Source organism: Mycobacterium sp. TY815 (assembly GCF_030755135.1).
Taxonomy (GTDB): Bacteria; Actinomycetota; Actinomycetes; order Mycobacteriales; family Mycobacteriaceae; genus Mycobacterium.
Genome location: NZ_JAUFRX010000001.1, coordinates 779,811 through 798,286 on the forward strand (window position 1 = coordinate 779,811; position 18,476 = coordinate 798,286).

15 protein-coding genes and 1 pseudogene are annotated in these 18,476 nt (G+C 65.5%); 8 read left to right on the forward strand and 8 right to left on the reverse strand.

The window, feature by feature from the left end:
* Positions 1-561: 561 nt before the first annotated feature.
* From QXK92_RS03310 to QXK92_RS03315, 3 genes and pseudogenes are all read right to left on the reverse strand, one after another.
* Positions 562-2,454, reverse strand: a complete 1,893-nt coding sequence (locus QXK92_RS03310; protein WP_371934533.1) for a PE family protein — start codon at positions 2,452-2,454, stop codon at positions 562-564.
* 99 nt (positions 2,455-2,553) lie between these two features.
* Positions 2,554-2,826: pseudogene (locus tag QXK92_RS34040) on the reverse strand (PE family protein); the annotation flags it as partial.
* A gap of 810 nt (positions 2,827-3,636) precedes the next feature.
* Positions 3,637-5,133 (reverse strand): FAD-dependent oxidoreductase, encoded by a 1,497-nt coding sequence (locus QXK92_RS03315; RefSeq protein WP_306244169.1) that lies wholly within the window; start codon positions 5,131-5,133, stop codon positions 3,637-3,639.
* A 375-nt stretch (positions 5,134-5,508) separates the two neighbouring features.
* On the opposite strand from QXK92_RS03315, the gene QXK92_RS03320 reads away from it, so the two are divergent.
* From QXK92_RS03320 to QXK92_RS03340, 5 genes are read left to right on the forward strand one after another with little or no spacing between them, the layout of a single operon-like run.
* Positions 5,509-6,081: a hypothetical protein gene (locus QXK92_RS03320; protein WP_306240238.1), complete on the forward strand. Its 573-nt coding sequence runs from the start codon at positions 5,509-5,511 to the stop codon at positions 6,079-6,081.
* Complete coding sequence (locus QXK92_RS03325; RefSeq protein WP_306240239.1) at positions 6,078-7,493, forward strand: cytochrome P450; 1,416 nt, start codon at positions 6,078-6,080, stop codon at positions 7,491-7,493. The genes QXK92_RS03320 and QXK92_RS03325 overlap by 4 nt, the downstream gene beginning before the upstream one ends.
* A 30-nt stretch (positions 7,494-7,523) precedes the next feature.
* Positions 7,524-8,282, forward strand: coding sequence for a HugZ family protein (locus tag QXK92_RS03330; protein ID WP_306240240.1), 759 nt, complete (start codon positions 7,524-7,526; stop codon positions 8,280-8,282).
* Positions 8,283-8,342: 60 nt separating this feature from the next.
* On the forward strand, positions 8,343-8,942 hold the full coding sequence (locus QXK92_RS03335) for a trans-aconitate 2-methyltransferase (RefSeq protein WP_306240241.1): 600 nt from the start codon (positions 8,343-8,345) through the stop codon (positions 8,940-8,942).
* A 43-nt stretch (positions 8,943-8,985) separates the two neighbouring features.
* Complete coding sequence (locus tag QXK92_RS03340; RefSeq protein ID WP_306240242.1) at positions 8,986-9,615, forward strand: FKBP-type peptidyl-prolyl cis-trans isomerase; 630 nt, start codon at positions 8,986-8,988, stop codon at positions 9,613-9,615.
* A gap of 10 nt (positions 9,616-9,625) precedes the next feature.
* On the opposite strand, the gene QXK92_RS03345 is transcribed toward QXK92_RS03340, so the two are convergent.
* The 3 genes from QXK92_RS03345 to murQ all read right to left on the reverse strand — a co-directional run bounded on the left by QXK92_RS03345 (position 9,626) and on the right by murQ (position 12,184).
* The gene (locus QXK92_RS03345; protein WP_306240243.1) at positions 9,626-10,093 is read right to left on the reverse strand and encodes a glucose-6-phosphate dehydrogenase; all 468 of its coding nucleotides are present in this window, start codon (positions 10,091-10,093) and stop codon (positions 9,626-9,628) included.
* An 86-nt stretch (positions 10,094-10,179) separates the two neighbouring features.
* Positions 10,180-10,437 carry a hypothetical protein gene (locus QXK92_RS03350; protein ID WP_306240244.1) on the reverse strand — a complete coding sequence of 86 codons (258 nt, stop codon included), beginning with the start codon at positions 10,435-10,437 and terminating at the stop codon, positions 10,180-10,182.
* Positions 10,438-10,447: 10 nt separating this feature from the next.
* Complete coding sequence (murQ, locus tag QXK92_RS03355; protein ID WP_306240245.1) at positions 10,448-12,184, reverse strand: N-acetylmuramic acid 6-phosphate etherase; 1,737 nt, start codon at positions 12,182-12,184, stop codon at positions 10,448-10,450.
* A 92-nt stretch (positions 12,185-12,276) separates the two neighbouring features.
* Between murQ and QXK92_RS03360 the strand changes: the two genes are divergently transcribed.
* Positions 12,277-12,981, forward strand: a complete 705-nt coding sequence (locus QXK92_RS03360) for a cyclic nucleotide-binding domain-containing protein (protein WP_306240246.1) — start codon at positions 12,277-12,279, stop codon at positions 12,979-12,981.
* A 47-nt stretch (positions 12,982-13,028) separates the two neighbouring features.
* Positions 13,029-13,958, forward strand: coding sequence for a GGDEF domain-containing protein (locus QXK92_RS03365; RefSeq protein WP_306240247.1), 930 nt, complete (start codon positions 13,029-13,031; stop codon positions 13,956-13,958).
* Position 13,959: 1 nt separating this feature from the next.
* On the opposite strand, the gene QXK92_RS03370 is transcribed toward QXK92_RS03365, so the two are convergent.
* Positions 13,960-14,190 (reverse strand): DUF167 domain-containing protein, encoded by a 231-nt coding sequence (locus QXK92_RS03370; RefSeq protein WP_306240248.1) that lies wholly within the window; start codon positions 14,188-14,190, stop codon positions 13,960-13,962.
* A gap of 207 nt (positions 14,191-14,397) precedes the next feature.
* Between QXK92_RS03370 and QXK92_RS03375 the strand changes: the two genes are divergently transcribed.
* Positions 14,398-17,595: a PPE family protein gene (locus QXK92_RS03375; RefSeq protein WP_306240249.1), complete on the forward strand. Its 3,198-nt coding sequence runs from the start codon at positions 14,398-14,400 to the stop codon at positions 17,593-17,595.
* Here the strand turns inward: QXK92_RS03375 and QXK92_RS03380 are convergent.
* Positions 17,585-18,472 (reverse strand): CoA ester lyase, encoded by an 888-nt coding sequence (locus tag QXK92_RS03380; protein ID WP_306244170.1) that lies wholly within the window; start codon positions 18,470-18,472, stop codon positions 17,585-17,587. The genes QXK92_RS03375 and QXK92_RS03380 overlap by 11 nt on opposite strands.
* Positions 18,473-18,476 lie beyond the last annotated feature (4 nt).

Consider the following 18,476-nt stretch of genomic DNA (forward strand, 5'->3'; position numbering starts at 1 on the left):
ATGGCAGCAGACTCGCACGCTCGTGGTGATAGGAGCCGATTCGCAAGCGCTGGTTCACTTTTCAACGATCCCTGCTCGCTCTGGCACGCCTTCGGTCCTTGGCTCGGTCAGCAGGATGGGATTGCGACGTTGGTAATGAGGGTGCGGAGTTCTGGCACGCTAGCGTCGAGTACGTGGGTTCTCACCAGGGCCGCCCGAAGCCCGGCCACGCCATGCCGAGGATCGTGATGCATTGCAGGAGCATGAATTCACGCTCGGCGACCGCTTCCCAGTGACAGAAAGGGCAGGTTGCCGTAGAGCGGTGTTGAGGGTCGTCACGACATGTGCGGCAGGTTCCCCCAGTTGACGCCCCAGGTGGCGATTTTGGTGCTGACGGACTGGGGGTGTTCGAAGCCTTCGAGTGTGGATGTGGCTGTGCCGCTGGCCATGTAAGGGCGCAATGTAACAGATCAGGGGCAGTTGACGGTGACCCCGAATGACACCGTCAGTTCTTGCCCGAAGTTGTCTACACCCGACTGGCAGCAACACCTACGTTGTAGGTGTTGCCACTGAGTCCCGGCGCTACCCGGAGGTGCCATTGGCCCCGCCGAATCCGATGAGCGAGCCGGCCTGACCGCCGGCACCGCCGTAACCAGAAATCATCCCGCCCAGGCCGCCGATGCCGCCGGCCCCACCGTTGCCGATCAGCATGCCGCCGGTACCGCCGTCACCCCCGTTCCCGCCAGTACTGTCGCCATAGCCGCCGGCGCCGCCGGCCCCACCGATGCTGAGCAGCCCCCCGCCGTTACCGCCGCCGCCGCCGTGCCCGCCGATGAAGGCGCTGGCTCCGCCGTCCCCACCAGCACCGCCGGCCGCCAACAGCCAGCCCTGCGCGTGACCGCCGGTTCCGCCGGTACCGCCTTGGGTCGTGCCGTACCCGCCCACACCGCCGACCCCGCCGGTGGTTTCCCACACATTGCCAGTGCCACCGTTACCGCCGGTTCCACCGATATCGCCGGCTCCGCCGCTGCCTCCGGCCCCGCCGGTAGCCCAGATCCCGCCAGACCCGCCGTTACCGCCGCCGCCGCCGACGCCCCCGGTGCCGATCCCGCCGGTATAGGTCCCGCCGGCCCCGCCGGCACCACCAGCACCCAGCCACAACCCCCCGGCGCCGCCGTCACCGCCACGCCCGGCACTGATGGCACCGGCCCCACCAGACCCGCCGAGACCGCCGTGACCCCACAACAATCCGCCAGCACCGCCGGCGCCACCATCACCCCCCGCGTCGAAGTCTGAGGACATCCCGGATCCGCCGTTGCCGCCGTTACCGATCAACCAGCCACCCGCCCCACCCGCAGCACCCGATCCGGGCGCGGCGTCTATCCCGTCCCCGATCAACGGCCGCCCAGTGGCATCGATGAACACGGTATTGACCGGGGCTAGCACCTGCTGGGTCACCTGCCACACCACCTGTTCCGGAGAAGTCCCCGCGCCCGCTCCCCACGCGGAAAGCCAGACCCGTTCACCGGCGCCCCCATTGCTGCCGGAGGCCGCTAAACCATTACCCCCGGCTCCACCAGCCCCGCCGACCCCGAGCAACCAGGCCCCGCCCCCGGTGCCGCCGTTGCCGCCGGTGCCTCCGTCAGCGACCTCACCGCCGAGACCGGCCGCGCCCCCGCCGGCACCGCCATGGCCGCCGCTACCGATCAGCCATCCACCGACCCCGCCGGCACCGCCGTTGCCACCCAGCGTGTCGCTGTAACCACCGACTCCGCCGGCGCCACCCAAACTGAACAAACTAAATCCCCCACCGCCGGCGCCGCCGTTACCACCGGCCACCGGCCCGTAACCGCCCCCGCCGCCGGTGCCGCCCGCGCTCTTGATCCATCCCTGCGCCCCACCCACACCACCATCGCCGCCGATGCTGTTGCCTACACCGCCGGCACCTCCTGCCCCACCCGTACTAAACAGCAGTCCTGCGGGGCCGCCGGCCCCCCCGGTGCCGCCGATCGTCCCGTACCCACCTGGCCCCCCAATCCCGCCCGACGACCACACACCGCCCGCACCCCCGGCACCCCCGGTGCCTCCGATCCCGATCCCTTCGGCGGTGTTGGCCCCGCCGGCACCCCCGGCGCCACCGGCACCCAACAGCCAGCCCCCCGTACCGCCAGCGCCACCCGCACCGGGCAGGATCCCGGCGCCGCCAGCACCACCAGCGCCGCCGATACCGGCCAGCAAACCTGCGGCGCCTCCGGCGCCTCCGCTCTGACCCGACCCCACCACATCGGAGGCACCCGAAGCACCCCTGCCACCATTGCCGATCAACCAGCCACCATCACCACCACGACCACCCGTGCCCGCGACCGCATCAACCCCATCACCGACCAACGGCCGCCCCGTCAACGCGCGCACCGGGTCACCGAACAACGCCTGCGGATCGGCCAACACCCCCGCCATCCGCTGCGGATCGCCCACCAACCCCGTGAGTTGCTCCACCCATCCCAACCCGGTGCCATTGACCGCCTCAGCACCCCCATAGGCCGTCGCTGCCGCCGCCAATAACCCGACAAACTGCTCTTCGAATACCGCTACCTGCCCACCGATCCGCTGCAATTCGCGTCCATAATCGGAAAACAACGCCGCAATGCTCGTCGACACCTCATCACCGGCCGCGGGCACAATCCCGGTCGTGGTCCCCGCCACCGCCCACCGCGCCACACCTAACGTCTGGCCAATACTGGCCACCTCACCCGCAGCCTGCACCAACACGTCGTTAACGGCCACAACAAAAGACATCACAAACCTCCACAAAAGTCGGGCCCCATGGAACGGGATGACGGGCCCCATGCACCGGGATGAATCGCCTCGGACCCCGAGATCAACGGATCTCGATACTTCAATGCACTAGTTTGAAACCTGTGGGGGGCCTCCTAAACCGCTCCAATAGATAAGGAAAAGTGCTCATCCACAACCGAATTCGGTGCACAGCCCGCTGACCAGAGGTTCACCGTCGACTCGAAACCGGGCGCGCGGACCGGTGCTGCCGAGCACGCCGCCAACGCCGATGTCCAAAGCTGGTCGACCCCCCAGCAGAGCAGTCGCGTCGGCGCAGTTTGGTGAGAAGCTTTCGAAAAGCCATACAGCGAAGGCTCTTTCGGTCGGGAGGCTCCGTGCCGTGACACTCACTCCCACCGGCTGCCAATACCGACCACCGGCGCACTCAGACATGCGCTAACCGACCCACGTACGAACAAGTCAACGGCCACGGCGCATTCTTAGCGCTACCACCACTACCAAAAAACATCGTTCTGCACACCAACCACGCCAACAGCCGTGCACTGTGCACAAACGAAGCGCACATCGAGTCAACGGCGTGGGTAGGCCGAAGGTCGGGCCCTGACCAATGTTGTCCCAGGGAGTGGTGAACTTCGGATCTGTCCTGGTTCACGCGTTGTACGGCCCGTCGTTCGTCCATCGAGACATCGCATAGGTTGCGACGGGTTTGGTCGCCTTACTGCTGGGCCGGCGGCTTCATCCGCAATGCTGACGACAGATGGGTGCTGGGCGAGCATGGTCCTGGACGGAGCGCGCAAACCCGCCGGAGCCAACAGGGCCTCCGGCCATGAAAACGGCCCAGTCGAGCATGACGCCGACCCTTCAATGCCGCTCGTAGCTCAGCGGCCCACAGCGGACGTCGAACCGTTCCCGCAGCCTGTCCAGGGACTGGCGGTGGTGCTCGTTTTGCCTGCGGCGGGTCAGTGCGGATCGCGCCCCGGCAAGCACGCGGCGCGGCAACGGGTACCAGCGATCCAAGTCAAGGCCGCAGTCGCGGAACACTTCAGCGGGCACGCTCTCGGCGATCAGGCCGATGTTGTGCTGTGCCAGCGACAGGACCGCGCACGGAAACGCGGCCTTGGCCTTCCAATGGAGCTCGACGAGGTCCATTTCATAGAGCTGGAGGTCACCGATCCTGTCCAAGAACAGCAGGTGTGTCATGAAATAGGCCATCGATGACATGAATTGCATTGTGGCCGAGTGCGGCTGAATCGAGAGCACGGATCCGCCGCGGGAAACATATGGCTCATAAGGGTATTCGTGGCCGCGCGTGAGGTATCCCGTGCAGTTCACAATCCAGCTGCCCGGCTCGACGGGCCGGTTTAGTCCGCTTCGGAAAACCAAATGCGTTGTGTCGCCACGGTCGACGACATCGACCAGATGCTCCATGACTACGTCATGAAGGCCCGCCTGGATCGTCCGCTTCTCCGATTCCGACAACAGTCCCAGCATGAAGTTTCCGGTCTCCGGCGTCAGCGAGGTCCCATAGTTCGCCCTGATCCAGTCCCACACCTCACCCTCGTTGGTGCCGTCGAAACGGCGGGCCGCCCCCTTGGCCAGCCGGCTCGCCGGCTTTCCTCCCCACCACCGTCGTGACCCCCTCGGGAAGCAGCGGTCACGCCGCACGAACAGGGTCCCGGAGCCCGCCACCAGATTGACCTCACGGCCCGGACATTCCGTGATGAGCATGTGCGCAGTGTCGGCCGCGGTCTTGCCGCCACCGATTATCCATACGGGATCCCGGCTCGCACGCATTTCTTCTCTGCGCCACATGTCAACGCAATTCGGAGACGCGGACAGGACCCGGCTGCTCGATAGTTCCAGCGGGCCGTTCGGCATCACGCTGTGTCCGTAGGCCTTGATCAGTTTGGTGGCTTCAATGGTCAGCAGCCGACCGTCCGGGCCTTCACAGACCGTCTGAACCATGCCGTCGGCCTCGACATAAGACTTCACTGCCCAGCCAAGACGAGCGTCGATCTGCACGTCCTGCGCCAAGGCCGCGAGGCACTGTCGAAGATGGACGAGTACGTCGGTCTTGGTCGCCAGATAACTGCGGTCCTGATCGAGATTCCATGCGATATTGCCGACGGTGAACATGCCGTGGGGTTGGCTCAGTCGGACGTATGGGTATGCGTCGACCCACATGCCGCCCACGGTCTCGCGCCGGTCGACCAGTACAACCTTCTGATCGCGCGTCAAGTACCGACTCGCCACGAAAAGTGCGTTGAGGCCTGCGATTCCCGCTCCCACGATGCAGACGTCGCATTGCACGATGTCATGTTGGGGTCCGACATTGCTGGGTGCGTCGACGTCGGGCACCGTCTGGCATTGATCCGATCGGGACAACTTGACTACCTCTCTCCCGCCCGGCCGGTGGTCGCTCGCGCGCCGGTGCGACTGGGCCTCAAGGCACTTGGTGGGCCTCGCCAGCGGTAAACGCTTGGCTTGTCACAAGAAATAGTTGCCATCGGCATTATTGTCAACTAGAGTTGACAGTCGATACGGCGCGGTGTCGACAGCTCTCCCCTCGTTTCAAGGCGGTTGTTGAAATTGGTTACCTGCTGTTTGCCTCAGACGATAAGTTGGGCCGACCATGACGCCGGGTGCACGATTGTGCTGGCGCAACCGGCCAACGAGCCGAGGTTGTGGCGCCAGTATTGCTCTGGGGCCCTGCGCAATTACCGAAGATTCGGTGTGGAGGCGGCCCTGGATTACGACGCGATGTGCGGCGGGCGCGATACCGCGCTCTTCTACGCCGCCGTCGACCGTACGGGCCGCTTAGTCGGTGGGATGCGAGCGAAATTTCCGCTGCGTTCCGCCGCAGAAGCCCATGCGATGGTCGAGTGGCGTGGTCAGCCCGGCGAAGATGCGGTTCGCAAAATGATCAGCGACCGGCTGCCATTCGGGGTGGTGGAGTGTGGGACGGCGTGGGTGGCCGATACATTCCTCCGCCGCGACGTGGTCGCAAAGGCTTGGGCGCGCATGTTTTTTCCGTCGCTGTCGCTTCTGCATGTCGACTTCGTGCTGGCCACCGCCGCGGCTCATGCATTGGACCGGTGGCGGTCGTCAGGCGCCGTGGTGGCCAAGGAGATTCCCGCCGTGCCTTATCCGAATGACCGTTACCGGACGAAGATGATCTGGTGGGAACGGCGCACGTTGAGCCAGCACGCCGATGCCGATCAACTGAAGAAAATGCTGCTGGAAATGCGGACAGTGCGCAGAACCTTGTCCTACAGCTCACCCTCACCGCTCACAGGATCGCGATGATAGACCCGGCGCTGCTGCCGTTACCCCCCACCAATCCGCTCTCGTATCGGCAACGCGCACGAGCAATCAGGTCATTTCACAACGGAATCGATCTGCTACGCGACGCGGGCGGTCCGGTATCCCGGGTCGTGCTCGGGCCGAGGTGGTTGATGCCACCCATCGTCGTAGCGTCCTCGCCCAGAGCCATCCACGACATCCTCACGAACAGAGACGGCTCGCTCGACAAGACCGGCCGCGTACTTTCGGAGTTCCGGCGGGTGCTCGGTGACAACCTCTTCAACCTCCCCCACGAGCAATGGTTGCCGCGGCGCCGTACCTTGCAGCCAGTGTTCACACAGCACCAGGTTCGGCGATTTGCCGGTCATATGGCGGAGGCTGCCGAATCCGTTTGCGAGACATGGCAAGACGGCCAGACGATCGACTTGGACGCCGAATGCCGGAGGTTGACGATGCGGGCGTTGGGATATGCCGTGCTGGGGGTTGACCTGTCCGAGCATGTCTCAGACATCACCGACCCGCTGCGCATCGCGTTGACCTACGTCGCGGCCCGGTCGTTGCGGCCGGTGCGAGCCCCCGCCTGGCTCCCGACGCCCGCTCGCCGACGCGCGCGAGCCGCTTCAGCCGCACTGCACCAGCTCGCCATGGGAATCCTGCGGCGATGCCGGGCAAACCCCGGTATCGACGCCCCCCTGTTGCGCGCGCTGATCTCGGCCACCGACCCGATCACCGGGAAGGCGTTGTCCGATACGGAGATTGCCGCAGAACTGATCCTCTTCCTCTTCGCTGGTCACGACACCACCGCGACAACGCTGACCTACGCGATGTGGCAACTGGGCCGCAATCCGGAATTGCAGCGGCACATCGCCGCCGAGGTCGACGCGCTGCCGAAGAGGCGGCTGATCCCGCAAGACGTGGTGAACCTGCCGCACACCGTGCGAGTGATCGACGAGGCGTTGCGGATGTGCCCACCGGCCGCCACCGGTTCGAGGATGGCGACCCGGGATGTTGCCATCGCCGGCTACCGGGTCCAGGCAGGAACGATGGTCATCTTCGGGCGACTTGCGGTGCACAGGGATCCGGAATTATGGCGTGAACCAACAACTTTTGATCCGGATCGGTTCACCCCGCAGGAGATCCGCAGCCGTGATCGCTGGCAGTACATTCCGTTCGGTGCCGGCCCGCGGTCGTGCATCGGCGAGCGTTTCGCGATGCTGGAGCTCACCCTCGGCCTGGCTACCTTCGTCCGTCGCGCCACAGTCCGTTCGTTGGACGGTGTTTTCCCGGTAACCGCTCCGTTCACGATGATCGCGGAGGGCCCAATCTGGGCCCGCGTCGCACGGCGGGAGTGCCCCACCGTGACGGACAACGGCACCCGGGATCTCGTTGCCCGTTCCACTGTCGATACCCACTAGATCGCGCGCCTCGAGCGTAGCCTCACCTCCGTGACGGTTCGATCGCAGGACGACTCCGGTCATGGCCCGTCGGCAGCGGAGGCAGCGCGCACCCTGGCTGCCGCCACGAATGCCGCGACCCTGGCTACGTTGACCGCCGACGGCGGCCCTTGGGCGTCATTGGTGGCCTATGGACTCCTGGGCGGCACGCCGGTTCTCTGCGTGTCGGACCTTGCCGAGCACGGCCGCAATCTTGCCGGGGACCCGCGAGCAAGCATGTCGATCGTGTCGGTGAGCGTCGATGACGACCCGTTGGCCGGCAGCCGCGTCACGCTGGCGGGGATGGTGGCCCCGCCCGCGGCCGCGGAATTGGACGCAGCTCGCCAGGCGTATCTGAACGCGGTGCCCGGCGCGCAGTCGTATCTGGACTTCAGCGATTTCACCCTGTGGCTGCTGAAAGTGCAGCGTGTGCGGTGGGTCGGCGGATACGGCCGGATGGCCTCGGTGACCGGCGAGGAATACGACGCTGCCGCCCCAGATCAGGTAGCGCTTGGTTCTGCCCGCGCCCTCGCGCATCTCAACGCCGACCACGGCGAGGCGTTGCTGGCGATGGCCCATGCCTTCGGGGGGCATCCGGACGCCGACTCCGCGCAATGCATCAGCATCGATCGCTATGGCCTTTCCCTGCGGCTGCGCACCGCCCGCGGGGAGGCCCGCGCTCGTGTCGACTTTCCTGCACCACTGGACTCCGCCGATCAGCTACGGTCGGCGACGGCGGACTTGGCGCGCAGCGCGCATCGCCACCGGTAGTCCGACCGAAGAAGGCGATCGCGAGCGCGTCCGGCTGTGGCGCTTGGGAGAATGATCCACATGGCCGAACAAAGTCTCTGGATGCAAAAGGTCGCGGCAGACCCCGGGCATTCGCACTGGTATGTCGAACGCTTCCGCTCCATGGCGCGCGCCGGCGATGATCTGGTCGGTGAGGCTCGCCTAATAGATGCGCTGGCGGCGCGTGGCGCCCGTGTCCTCGACGCCGGGTGCGGCCCGGGACGGGTGGGCGGGTACCTCGCTTCGGTCGGCCACGACGTCGTCGGTGTCGATGTCGACCCTGTTCTTATCGAGGCCGCCGAGCAGGATTATCCCGCTCCGCGCTGGCTGGTAGCCGACCTGGCCGAACTCGACCTGCCCGCCCACGGTATCGCCGACCCGTTCGACGTGATCGTCTCCGCCGGCAACGTCATGACCTTTCTCGCACCGAGTACCCGGGTCCGGGTGCTGAGCCGATTGCGTGCGCACCTGGTCAGCGGCGGCCGGGCGGTGATCGGCTTCGGCGCCGGTCGCAACTACGAGTTCGGCGAGTTCCTCAGCGACGCGAAGGAAGCCGGTTTCACACCCGATTTGTTGCTCTCGACCTGGGATCTGCGGCCATTCGCCGAGGACTCCGACTTCCTTGTCGCGATCCTTCGGTGAGCCCTCGGCAACCCCTGGCTGATGCATCTGTAGCGTGACAGCGGTGAATTTCACCCGGGTGTCCCCAGCCCTCACGCTCGTTGCCTGTGCGTTTCTGACGGTGACCGCGTGCGGCTCCCCTGCGAATACGTCTTCGTCGTCATCGGCGAGTACGTCGTCGATCTCCGACTTGTACACGCGTCCCTCGGCGCCGGCCACACCGACGGTTGCCGGCGCCTGCCCGACGGTCGCTCCGCAGAACGGTGGCACACCCGAGTGGACACTGGCCGGCACCACGGGCAGCGTCGCGGTCACCGGATCCACCGATGCGACGGCCCCGCGCGTCACGGTGACGGCGCCGTTCAGCGTCGCCCAGACGCAGGTTCACACGTTGCGCGCCGGAGATGGGCCGGTGGTCTCGAACACGGCCCGGGTCTCCGTCTGCTACATGGGCGTCAACGGGCGTGACGGTTCGGTGTTCGACACGAGCTACGAACGCGGCGCTCCTGTTGACTTCCCGCTCACCGGGGTCGTGCCCGGCTTTCAGAAGGCCATCGCCGGCCAGAAGGTCGGATCCACCGTCGCGGTGGCCATGACCTCGGCGGACGGTTACCCCGATGGTCAGCCCAGTGCCGGCATCCGGCCGGGCGACACCCTGATCTTCGCCATCAAGATCCTGAGCGCCTCGAGCTGATCGCCGCAGCTCAGACGGGCAGGTTCACCCGCAGCGCCAGGTGCTCATCGAGGATTCGGCGCAGCGCTGCGTCCATCGGATGAGCCGACGCGAGGTCGCGCTCCAGCCGGTTGTCCACCAAAACGGTTGTTTCTGAGGGTAATTCGCTGGTATCGACTTGGTCGACGAACGCGTCGAACAACCCGTGCGGTGTCGCCAGGTAGTACAGCGCGCGCCGCGACTCGGTCAACCGGGCCGCGTACATCAGTCCGTGCTGAGTTGTGACGAATAGCTCCGAGGCCATTCTCGCGCCAGGGGTCTCTGCCCTCCCCCACGCGATCGCGGCGGACCGGCTCTGTGCCAATCTGTCCGGCACGTCATCGGTCAGTGCCAATAATTTCTCGACGAGGGCGCGGCCCTTCCGGGGATACGTGTCGATGGCGGGGATGAAGTACCGGCGGAAGATCTCGCCGAAAAAGTCATACAGTTGCTCGCTCATGGCGGCTCCCCAGATCAAACGGACAACCCCATTGTGCGCCGCAGTTTCAGCTGGGTACAGGTTTTGGTCGGGACGGGCTGACTGCGTCAGGCGCAGGGCGCGTCACCGGGGGTGTAGTACGGCACGCCCTCACGGGTGTAGCACGGCGGCCGGCCTTGCCACCGCTGTCGCGCCTCGTCCAGCGCGTCCGCTGCCGCGATGCTGCCGATCGGGCAGTCGGCGAGGTTGACCGACGCTCCGTTTTCGGCGGCGGGACAGATGTTCGCGTTGGCCGCTGGGGCGACCGCCATTTGCAGCGCTGCAGCGGTGACGGTCGCCAGCAATGCACCCGTGAGCTTGTTCACGGCGGTAACTTTATCCGCCCGCCGCCCAGTTCTGGAGCGCATCGCGCAGACGTCCACCAGCCCGATCCAGCCTGCTGGCCGCCTCGGCGGCGTCGACGCCTGACAGCAGCGCGACTATCGCGGTCTTGGCGTGCCCGCGCGCCGCGTCCAGTGCGGCCGCCGCGGCATCCTCGTCGACCCCGGCTGCGTCGCGGACCATCCGCACCGCGCGGCGTCGTACTTTTTCGTTGGTCACGCGCACGTCGACCATCCGTGGGCCGTACGCCTTGCCCAGCGCGATCATCACGCTTGTCGACAGCGCGTTGAGGACTACCTTCTGCGCGGTTCCGGCGGTCAGCCTGGTCGAGCCCGCGAGCACCTCAGGACCGGTGAGAAGTTCGATCCGTAAGTCCGCCAACGCTTCTGAGCCCGCATTGTTGACGACGGCGACGGTTAAGGCGCCCAGTGAGCGCCCGTAGTCCAGTGCCCCGAGCACATAGGGAGTGCGGCCGGAAGCCGAGATCCCGACGAGCGCGTCGGCAGCCGTCAGATCGGCGAGATCGGCCGGCCGGAAGGTGTCCTCCGCGCCTTCGATCGCATCGGTCAAAGCCGTTGACCCGCCGGCGATTACGCCACGCACGAGGTTGGTGCCGAAGGTGGGTCCGCATTCTGCTGCATCAAGAACACCGAGGCGCCCTGGCGTTCCCGCGCCAACGTAGACCAGGCGGCCGCCGTTGGCCAGCCGGGCGGCGATCATTTCGGCCGCCGCTGCGATCTGCGGGACAGCGGCTTCGACTGCGCTGTGCGCTTTTCCTTCGGCCCGGACGAGCAGGGCAACGATCTCACCGATTGGCCGGGTGTCGAGGTCGTCGAGGCCCGACTGCGCGGCCTCGGTGCTGAGCGTATCGAGCGAGTGCCGGGCGCTGGGCGCCTGCAAGCGAATGAGATGTGGCTCGTGAATCGTGCTCAGCCGCAACGCGCCGTCAAGGGCGTCGCCCGCAGACGGTTGCAGGTCTAGCCCTTCGCGCAACGCCTCGACCCTGGCCAGTCCCCCGACCATCACTACCGGCCCCTCCCCTGCCGCACGGGCGGTTGCCGCGAGTGCATCCGCCGCGGCTCGGATGATCGCCCGCGCGGTGGGGTCGTCGTGCGCGGCCAGGACATCAGGCGCGAACGACCCGAGGGCGGCGGCGTCGCTGAGTCGCACTGGCCAGGACCGCGGTGCGCCGAAACGCGCGCGGGCCGCATCCAGCAGGGTGGTGGCCGGCCCACGACCGTCGGCGGCACGTAACGCCGCTCTCAGGCCCGCGGCGCCGATCCACGCGCCACCGCCCTCGTCGCCCAGCCAGGGCCCCCAGCCGTCAACGGTGCGTAGCGCGCCGTCGGCTCCGATCGCGAGTGCCACGACACCGGTGCCCACAACCAGGATGACGCCCGGCTCGCCGTTCAGGGCGCCCGCGTGGGCAAGCACAGCGTCGCTGGTTACGGTGACGCGATGCGCCGGCATCGAGACCAGCAGCGCCGAACCCAGAGCATGCGCCGCATCCGGTGCCGTCAGCGCGCCGGCCGCACCCACGATCACCTCGTTTACCGGCGCGAATTCACGAGCGACCCTCAGCACCGCATATTCGGCGGCCCGCACCCCGCCGGGCGCCGCCAGCCCGGGCGCACCCGGCGCGACTGCCCGGCGCCCGTGCGCCGCCGCTCGGCACGATGATTTGCCGAGGTCGACGACGAGAACCGCCGCACCCTCCCCTTGGCGCGTCACGATCCTCCCTTGGTTGTCGTTCCTGCCGAATTCCCTACTGCTGTAGCAGAATTCGACAACATGGGCCGCCGGGTCGGGATTCCGTTGGGACGGTGATCCGCTGGATGCCCATTCTGAAACATTTTTCCGCATCATCTGGGGCGGAATTACGCCGGATTCGCGTTAGGCTCCACCACGTCATGGTCACCGTCGATCAGGAGCCGGCAATGAAGGACGAGGACGAGGAACTGCAGCGCGACATCGAGCGAGATGTTCGGCGGCTGCGGGAATTCAGTACATTCGAGAAGTTCTCCGACGCTGATCTGCAGCGTCTCGTCCGCTCTGCGCGCCACACGTCGCAGTCTCAGCCCTGGCCCCTGATCCGCGAGAAGACACCGTCGGACGCCTGCTTCATCCTGCTCAGCGGCGAGGCCGGCGTCTATGTCGGTACGGACCGGGTTGCCGTGGTAGGCGCCGGTGAGGTGATCGGTGAATCCGCGCTTCGCCGTGGGCAATTGCGTTCGGCCACCGTAACGACTATTGGACCGTCAGAAGTATTGCGTATCGACCGCGACGATCTCGCGCGTCTCCTCGAAGAGATGCCCGCCCTGCGGGAAACGATGGACGCGACCGCGGCCCGGCACGTAGCGGAAGCTCCGCCGGCCAAGCCCAAGCCGACGCACTCGAAATTGAACGTCTCGCTTCCGGCCGACCTGATCGAGCGGTTCGAGCGGGCCGCGGAAGCTGCCGGCGTTGGCGTCCCGGCGGCGACGGAGGACGCACTGTCGCGGTGGATCGAACGGAACAGCACGGCATAGCCGCGGAGAACGCAGGTACGGCGCCCCGCCCCACTTATTCTTGGCAGGTGCCTTGGCAGGTGGATTCTCAGCCGTCGGCGGGGCGTTGGCACGTCATCGGTCTGGCGGGATACCTCGCCATGCTCGCTATCTACGCCGCCGGCGCTGGGACCCGGTTGCGTTGGTTCCTCGCCGGTGCAGCTGTCGTCGGCTGTCTTGCCCTGTTGGGCGGTTGGTTGCTCGGTTGGGGCCGACGACGGAAGTTGCTGATCGGGTGGTCCGTGACGTCGCTGGTCGTCACGATCGTCGCAGGGGCAATCGATTCGCACGCCACTCGCGACTTTCCTGGGACGATAACGATTGCTTTCGCCTTTATCGGCCTCACCTGCCCGCGCTGGTGTTCGCTGGCGATGGTTCCCCTCGGCGTCGTCGCATTCGTGGTGGGCGGCTCCAAGCAACTTCCGGCCGACATACCGAAAGTGGTCTTGACCGCCATCATGTGGGTCCTGGTCGCAGAGGTTCCGGCTTGGCTCATCGCGCGACTGGAAGCGCAGAGTGCCCTGCTGCGCAAAATCGCCCAGACTGACGCGCTCACCCAGTTGCTCGATCGGAGCACCCTCGGGCCGCGGCTGTCGATGCACGCCAGTGAGTCCGCAGTGGTGTTGCTCGACCTCGACCAATTCAAGCGATACAACGATCACCACGGACATGAAGCCGGCGATGAACTCCTCGTCGCTTTCGCCGACGCGCTGCGCTGGTCGGTGCGCAAGGACGACATCGTCTTCCGTATCGGCGGCGACGAGTTCCTCCTGATGCTGATTGGGGCCGATCGCGCCGAAGCCGAACAGGTCGTCGAGCGTCTTCGGCGTCACTGGGCCGACCGTGGCACGCCGGTGGGGTTCAGCGCGGGCATCGCCGCAGGTGAGGACGATTTGCTGCGGCTGGCCGATGAACACATGTACGCGGCGAAGAGGGCGCGCGGTCTCCCAGCCGACTGAACTACTTGGCGACGCGGAATCGCTTCAGCCGCGACGTCGCTCCCGAGACCAGTTCGATTCGGTTGCGTGGCACGTCAAGGTAGGTGGCCAGTACTCGGGTAACCGCCTCGTTGGCCTTGCCGTCGACCGCTTGTTCACGGACGTAGATGGTCAGTTGCCCATCTGCGCCTATTTCGACCCGCGGCCCTTTGCGGCTACCGGGCTTGACTTTGACGACGACGGACTCCGTCATCCAGCCAAGGGTACGTTCCCGGCGCCGATATCTGAGAGAAACCTGAAGGCACCTGAGAGGAACCTTACGGCTACGTGAGCAGATCGTATGTATCAGTAAATCGCATACGAAAAGGCATGTAAAGCGTTTCCTCATCGGATAGATTCGCGCATCACAAGCGAAGACGGCCTCCCCGCGGGCCGACAGTGGCGAGAAAGGCACAGGTAGATGAACTTTTCGGTGTTGCCCCCGGAGGTCAATTCATGGCGGATGTTCACTGGCGCCGGTTCCACGCCGATGCTGGAGGCGGGGGCCGCGTGGAGCACGCTGGCCTCCGAACTCGACTCCGCGGCAGAGTCGTTTTCGTCGCTGACTTCGGCACTGACGGCTGATGCCTGGCAGGGGCCCGCGGCACAGGCCATGCTGGCGACCGCCACCCCGTACGCGGGTTGGTTGAGCGCTGCGGCCGCCCAAGCGGCGGGCACCGCGGCGCAGGCACAGGCGGTGGCGGGCGCCTTCGAGGCGGCCCTGGCGGCGACGGTGCATCCGGCGGCGGTGGCGGCCAACCGTTCAGGATTCATAAATCTGGTGCTGTCCAACATCTTTGGGCAGAACGCACCGGCTATCGCTGCTGTCGAGAGTCTTTATGAGGAGATGTGGGCTCAGGACGTCGCAGCGATGGTCGGCTATCACGCTGAAGCGGCGGCAGCGGTCGCGCAGCTGGTGTCCCCGGCGGCGGCGGCGTTGCCGAACTTTGGTTACGGCAATGTGGGGCAGGGCAATATCGGGTTCTCTAACGAGGGCACGCTGAACCTGGGCTTTGGCAATAAGAGCCCGAACTTCACCCCGACCGATCCCATCACTACCTTCGGCGGGTTCGGCATCGGCAACGACGGGTTGCAGAACGTCGGACTGACCAACACCGGGTCGCAGAACGTCGGTGCCTGGAACCGGGGGATGCTCAACCTCGGTCTGGTGAACACCGGTACCGGCAACGCCGGTCTGCCGTTGGGTCCGCTGCAGTTGCTGGGTATCGGTAACGAGGGCAACTTCAACCAGGGCCTGCTCAACTTCGGCAACAACAACATCGGTATCGGGCTGACCGGAGACAATCTGGTCGGGATCGGCCCGCTGCACTTGCCGCGGACCGGTGGGCTGTTGTCGGCTGCGGCTACGCAGCTGATTGCTCCGGCGGCGGCGGCGTTGCCGAACTTTGGTTACGGCAATGTGGGGCAGGGCAATATCGGGTTCTTCAACGAGGGCACGCTGAACATGGGGTTTGGCAATGTGAGCCCGCACTTCACCCCGACTGATCCGATCAGCACCTTCGGTGGGTTCGGGATCGGCAACCACGGGCTCAACAATGTGGGATTGACCAACACCGGCGCTGACAATGTCGGGGCGTGGAACAGTGGGCGGTTGAACCTGGGGCTGGTCAATCAGGGCGTCGGCAACAGTGGGTTGCCGTTGGGTCCGCTGCAGTTGCTGGGTATCGGTAACGAGGGCAACTTCAACCAGGGCCTGCTCAACTTCGGCAACAACAACATCGGTATCGGGCTGACCGGAGACAATCTGGTCGGGATCGGCCCGCTGCACTTGCCGCGGACCGGTGGGCTGTTGTCGGCTGCGGCTACGCAGCTGATTGCTCCGGCGGCGGCGGCGTTGCCGAACTTTGGTTACGGCAATGTGGGGCAGGGCAATATCGGGTTCTTCAACGAGGGCACGCTGAACATGGGGTTTGGCAATGTGAGCCCGCACTTCACCCCGACTGATCCGATCAGCACCTTCGGTGGGTTTGGGATCGGCAACCACGGGCTCAACAATGTGGGGTTGACCAACACCGGCGCTGACAATGTCGGGGCGTGGAACAGTGGGCGGTTGAACCTGGGGCTGGTCAATCAGGGCGTCGGCAACAGTGGGTTGCCGTTGGGGCCGCTGCAGTTGCTGGGTATCGGTAACGAGGGCAACTTCAACCAGGGCCTGCTCAACTTCGGCAACAACAACATCGGTATCGGGCTGACCGGAGACAATCTGGTCGGGATCGGCCCTCTGCACATCAGCAGAAGTGTCCTGCCGGCGGCGGCCACGCAGCTGATTGCTCCGGCGGCGGCGGCGTTGCCGAACTTTGGTTACGGCAATGTGGGGCAGGGCAATATCGGGTTCTTCAACGAGGGCACGCTGAACATGGGGTTTGGCAATGTGAGCCCGCACTTCACCCCGACTGATCCGATCAGCACCTTCGGTGGGTTCGGGATCGGCAACCACGGGCTCAACAATGTGGGGTTGACCAACAACGGCGCTGACAATGTCGGGGCGTGGAACAGTGGGCGGTTGAACCTGGGGCTGGTCAATCAGGGCGTCGGCAACAGTGGGTTGCCGTTGGGTCCGCTGCAGTTGCTGGGTATCGGTAACGAGGGCAACTTCAACCAGGGCCTGCTCAACTTCGGCAACAACAACATCGGTATCGGGCTGACCGGAGACAATCTGGTCGGGATCGGCCCTCTGCACATCAGCAGAAGTGTCTTGCCGGCGGCGGCCACGCAGCTGATTGCTCCGGCGGCGGCGGCGTTGCCGAACTTTGGTTACGGCAATGTGGGGCAGGGCAATATCGGGTTCTTCAACGAGGGCACGCTGAACATGGGGTTTGGCAATGTGAGCCCGCACTTCACCCCGACTGATCCGATCAGCACCTTCGGTGGGTTCGGGATCGGCAACCACGGGCTCAACAATGTGGGGTTGACCAACACCGGCGCTGACAATGTCGGGGCGTGGAACAGTGGGCGGTTGAACCTGGGGCTGGTCAATCAGGGCGTCGGCAACAGTGGGTTGCCGTTGGGTCCGCTGCAGTTGCTGGGTATCGGTAACGAGGGCAACTTCAACCAGGGCCTGCTCAACTTCGGCAACAACAACATCGGTATCGGGCTGACCGGAGACAATCTGGTCGGGATCGGCCCTCTGCACATCAGCAGAAGTGTCTTGCCGGCGGCGGCTACCCAGCTGATTGCTCCGGCGGCGGCGGCGTTGCCGAACTTTGGTTACGGCAATGTGGGGCAGGGCAATATCGGGTTCTTCAACGAGGGCACGCTGAATCTCGGGTTTGGCAATGTGAGCCCGCACTTCACCCCGACTGATCCGATCAGCACCTTCGGTGGGTTCGGGATCGGCAACCACGGGCTCAACAATGTGGGGTTGACCAACACCGGCGCTGACAATGTCGGGGCGTGGAACAGTGGGCGGTTGAACCTGGGGCTGGTCAATCAGGGCGTCGGCAACAGTGGGTTGCCGTTGGGTCCGCTGCAGTTGCTGGGTATCGGTAACGAGGGCAACTTCAACCAGGGCCTGCTCAACTCCGGCAACAACAACATCGGCATCGGCCTTTACGGAGACAACCTGATCGGCATCGGCCGGCTGCACATCAAGCGCTGACAGCACCCTCCAGATCGGAGATGAGGTCAGCCAGAGCCAGGATCCGCTGGGCGTCGCGCACGTGCAGGTTTTCGATCATGCGACCGTCAACCGTCGTGACGCTGCGCCCAGCGGCCTGCGCCTCTTCGTACGCCGACACAACCTTGCGGGCGTGCACCAGTTCCTTCTCCGAGGGGCCGAACGTGTCATTGGCCGGAGTGATCTGCGAAGGATGGATCAGAGTCTTGCCGTCGAAGCCCATCTCACGACCCTGCCGAGCTTCTGCGGCAAAGCCGTCTTCGTCGGTGATGTCGTTGAACACCCCGTCCAGGACAGCTTTTCCGGCGGCGCGGGCACCCAGAACAGCCAGCGACAGAGCCGGCACAACGGGACCACGTCCGGGCACATGCAGGCCGTGCAACTCATTCACCAGATCATTGGTGCCGACTACCAGCGTCGCCAGACGATCGCTTGCCGAGGCGATTTCCTCGATGCGCAGGAAGGCCCGGGGTGTTTCCACCATGACCCACAGCTGCAACGACTCTGCCGCCCCCAGAGCGTCCATCGCGCCGACCAGCTGCTGAACCTGTTGAGCTGTTTCGATTTTCGGCACCAACACCCCGTCTGCGGGTGAACACGCCACGGCGGCCAGGTCGTCGTGGTGCCAGTCGGTATCGAGGCCGTTGATGCGCACCACCACTTCGCGGGGCCGGTAGCTTCCGGACGACACGGCCTCGCAGACCGTCGTCCGCGACTCGGCTTTGGCGTCGGGCCCGACGGCATCCTCCAGGTCGAGGATCAACACATCCGCCGGGAGGGTTCTCCCCTTCTCCAAGGCCCTGCTTTTGTTGCCAGGCAGGTAAAGAGCGGATCGACGGGGGCGCAATGTCGGTGCCATGGTG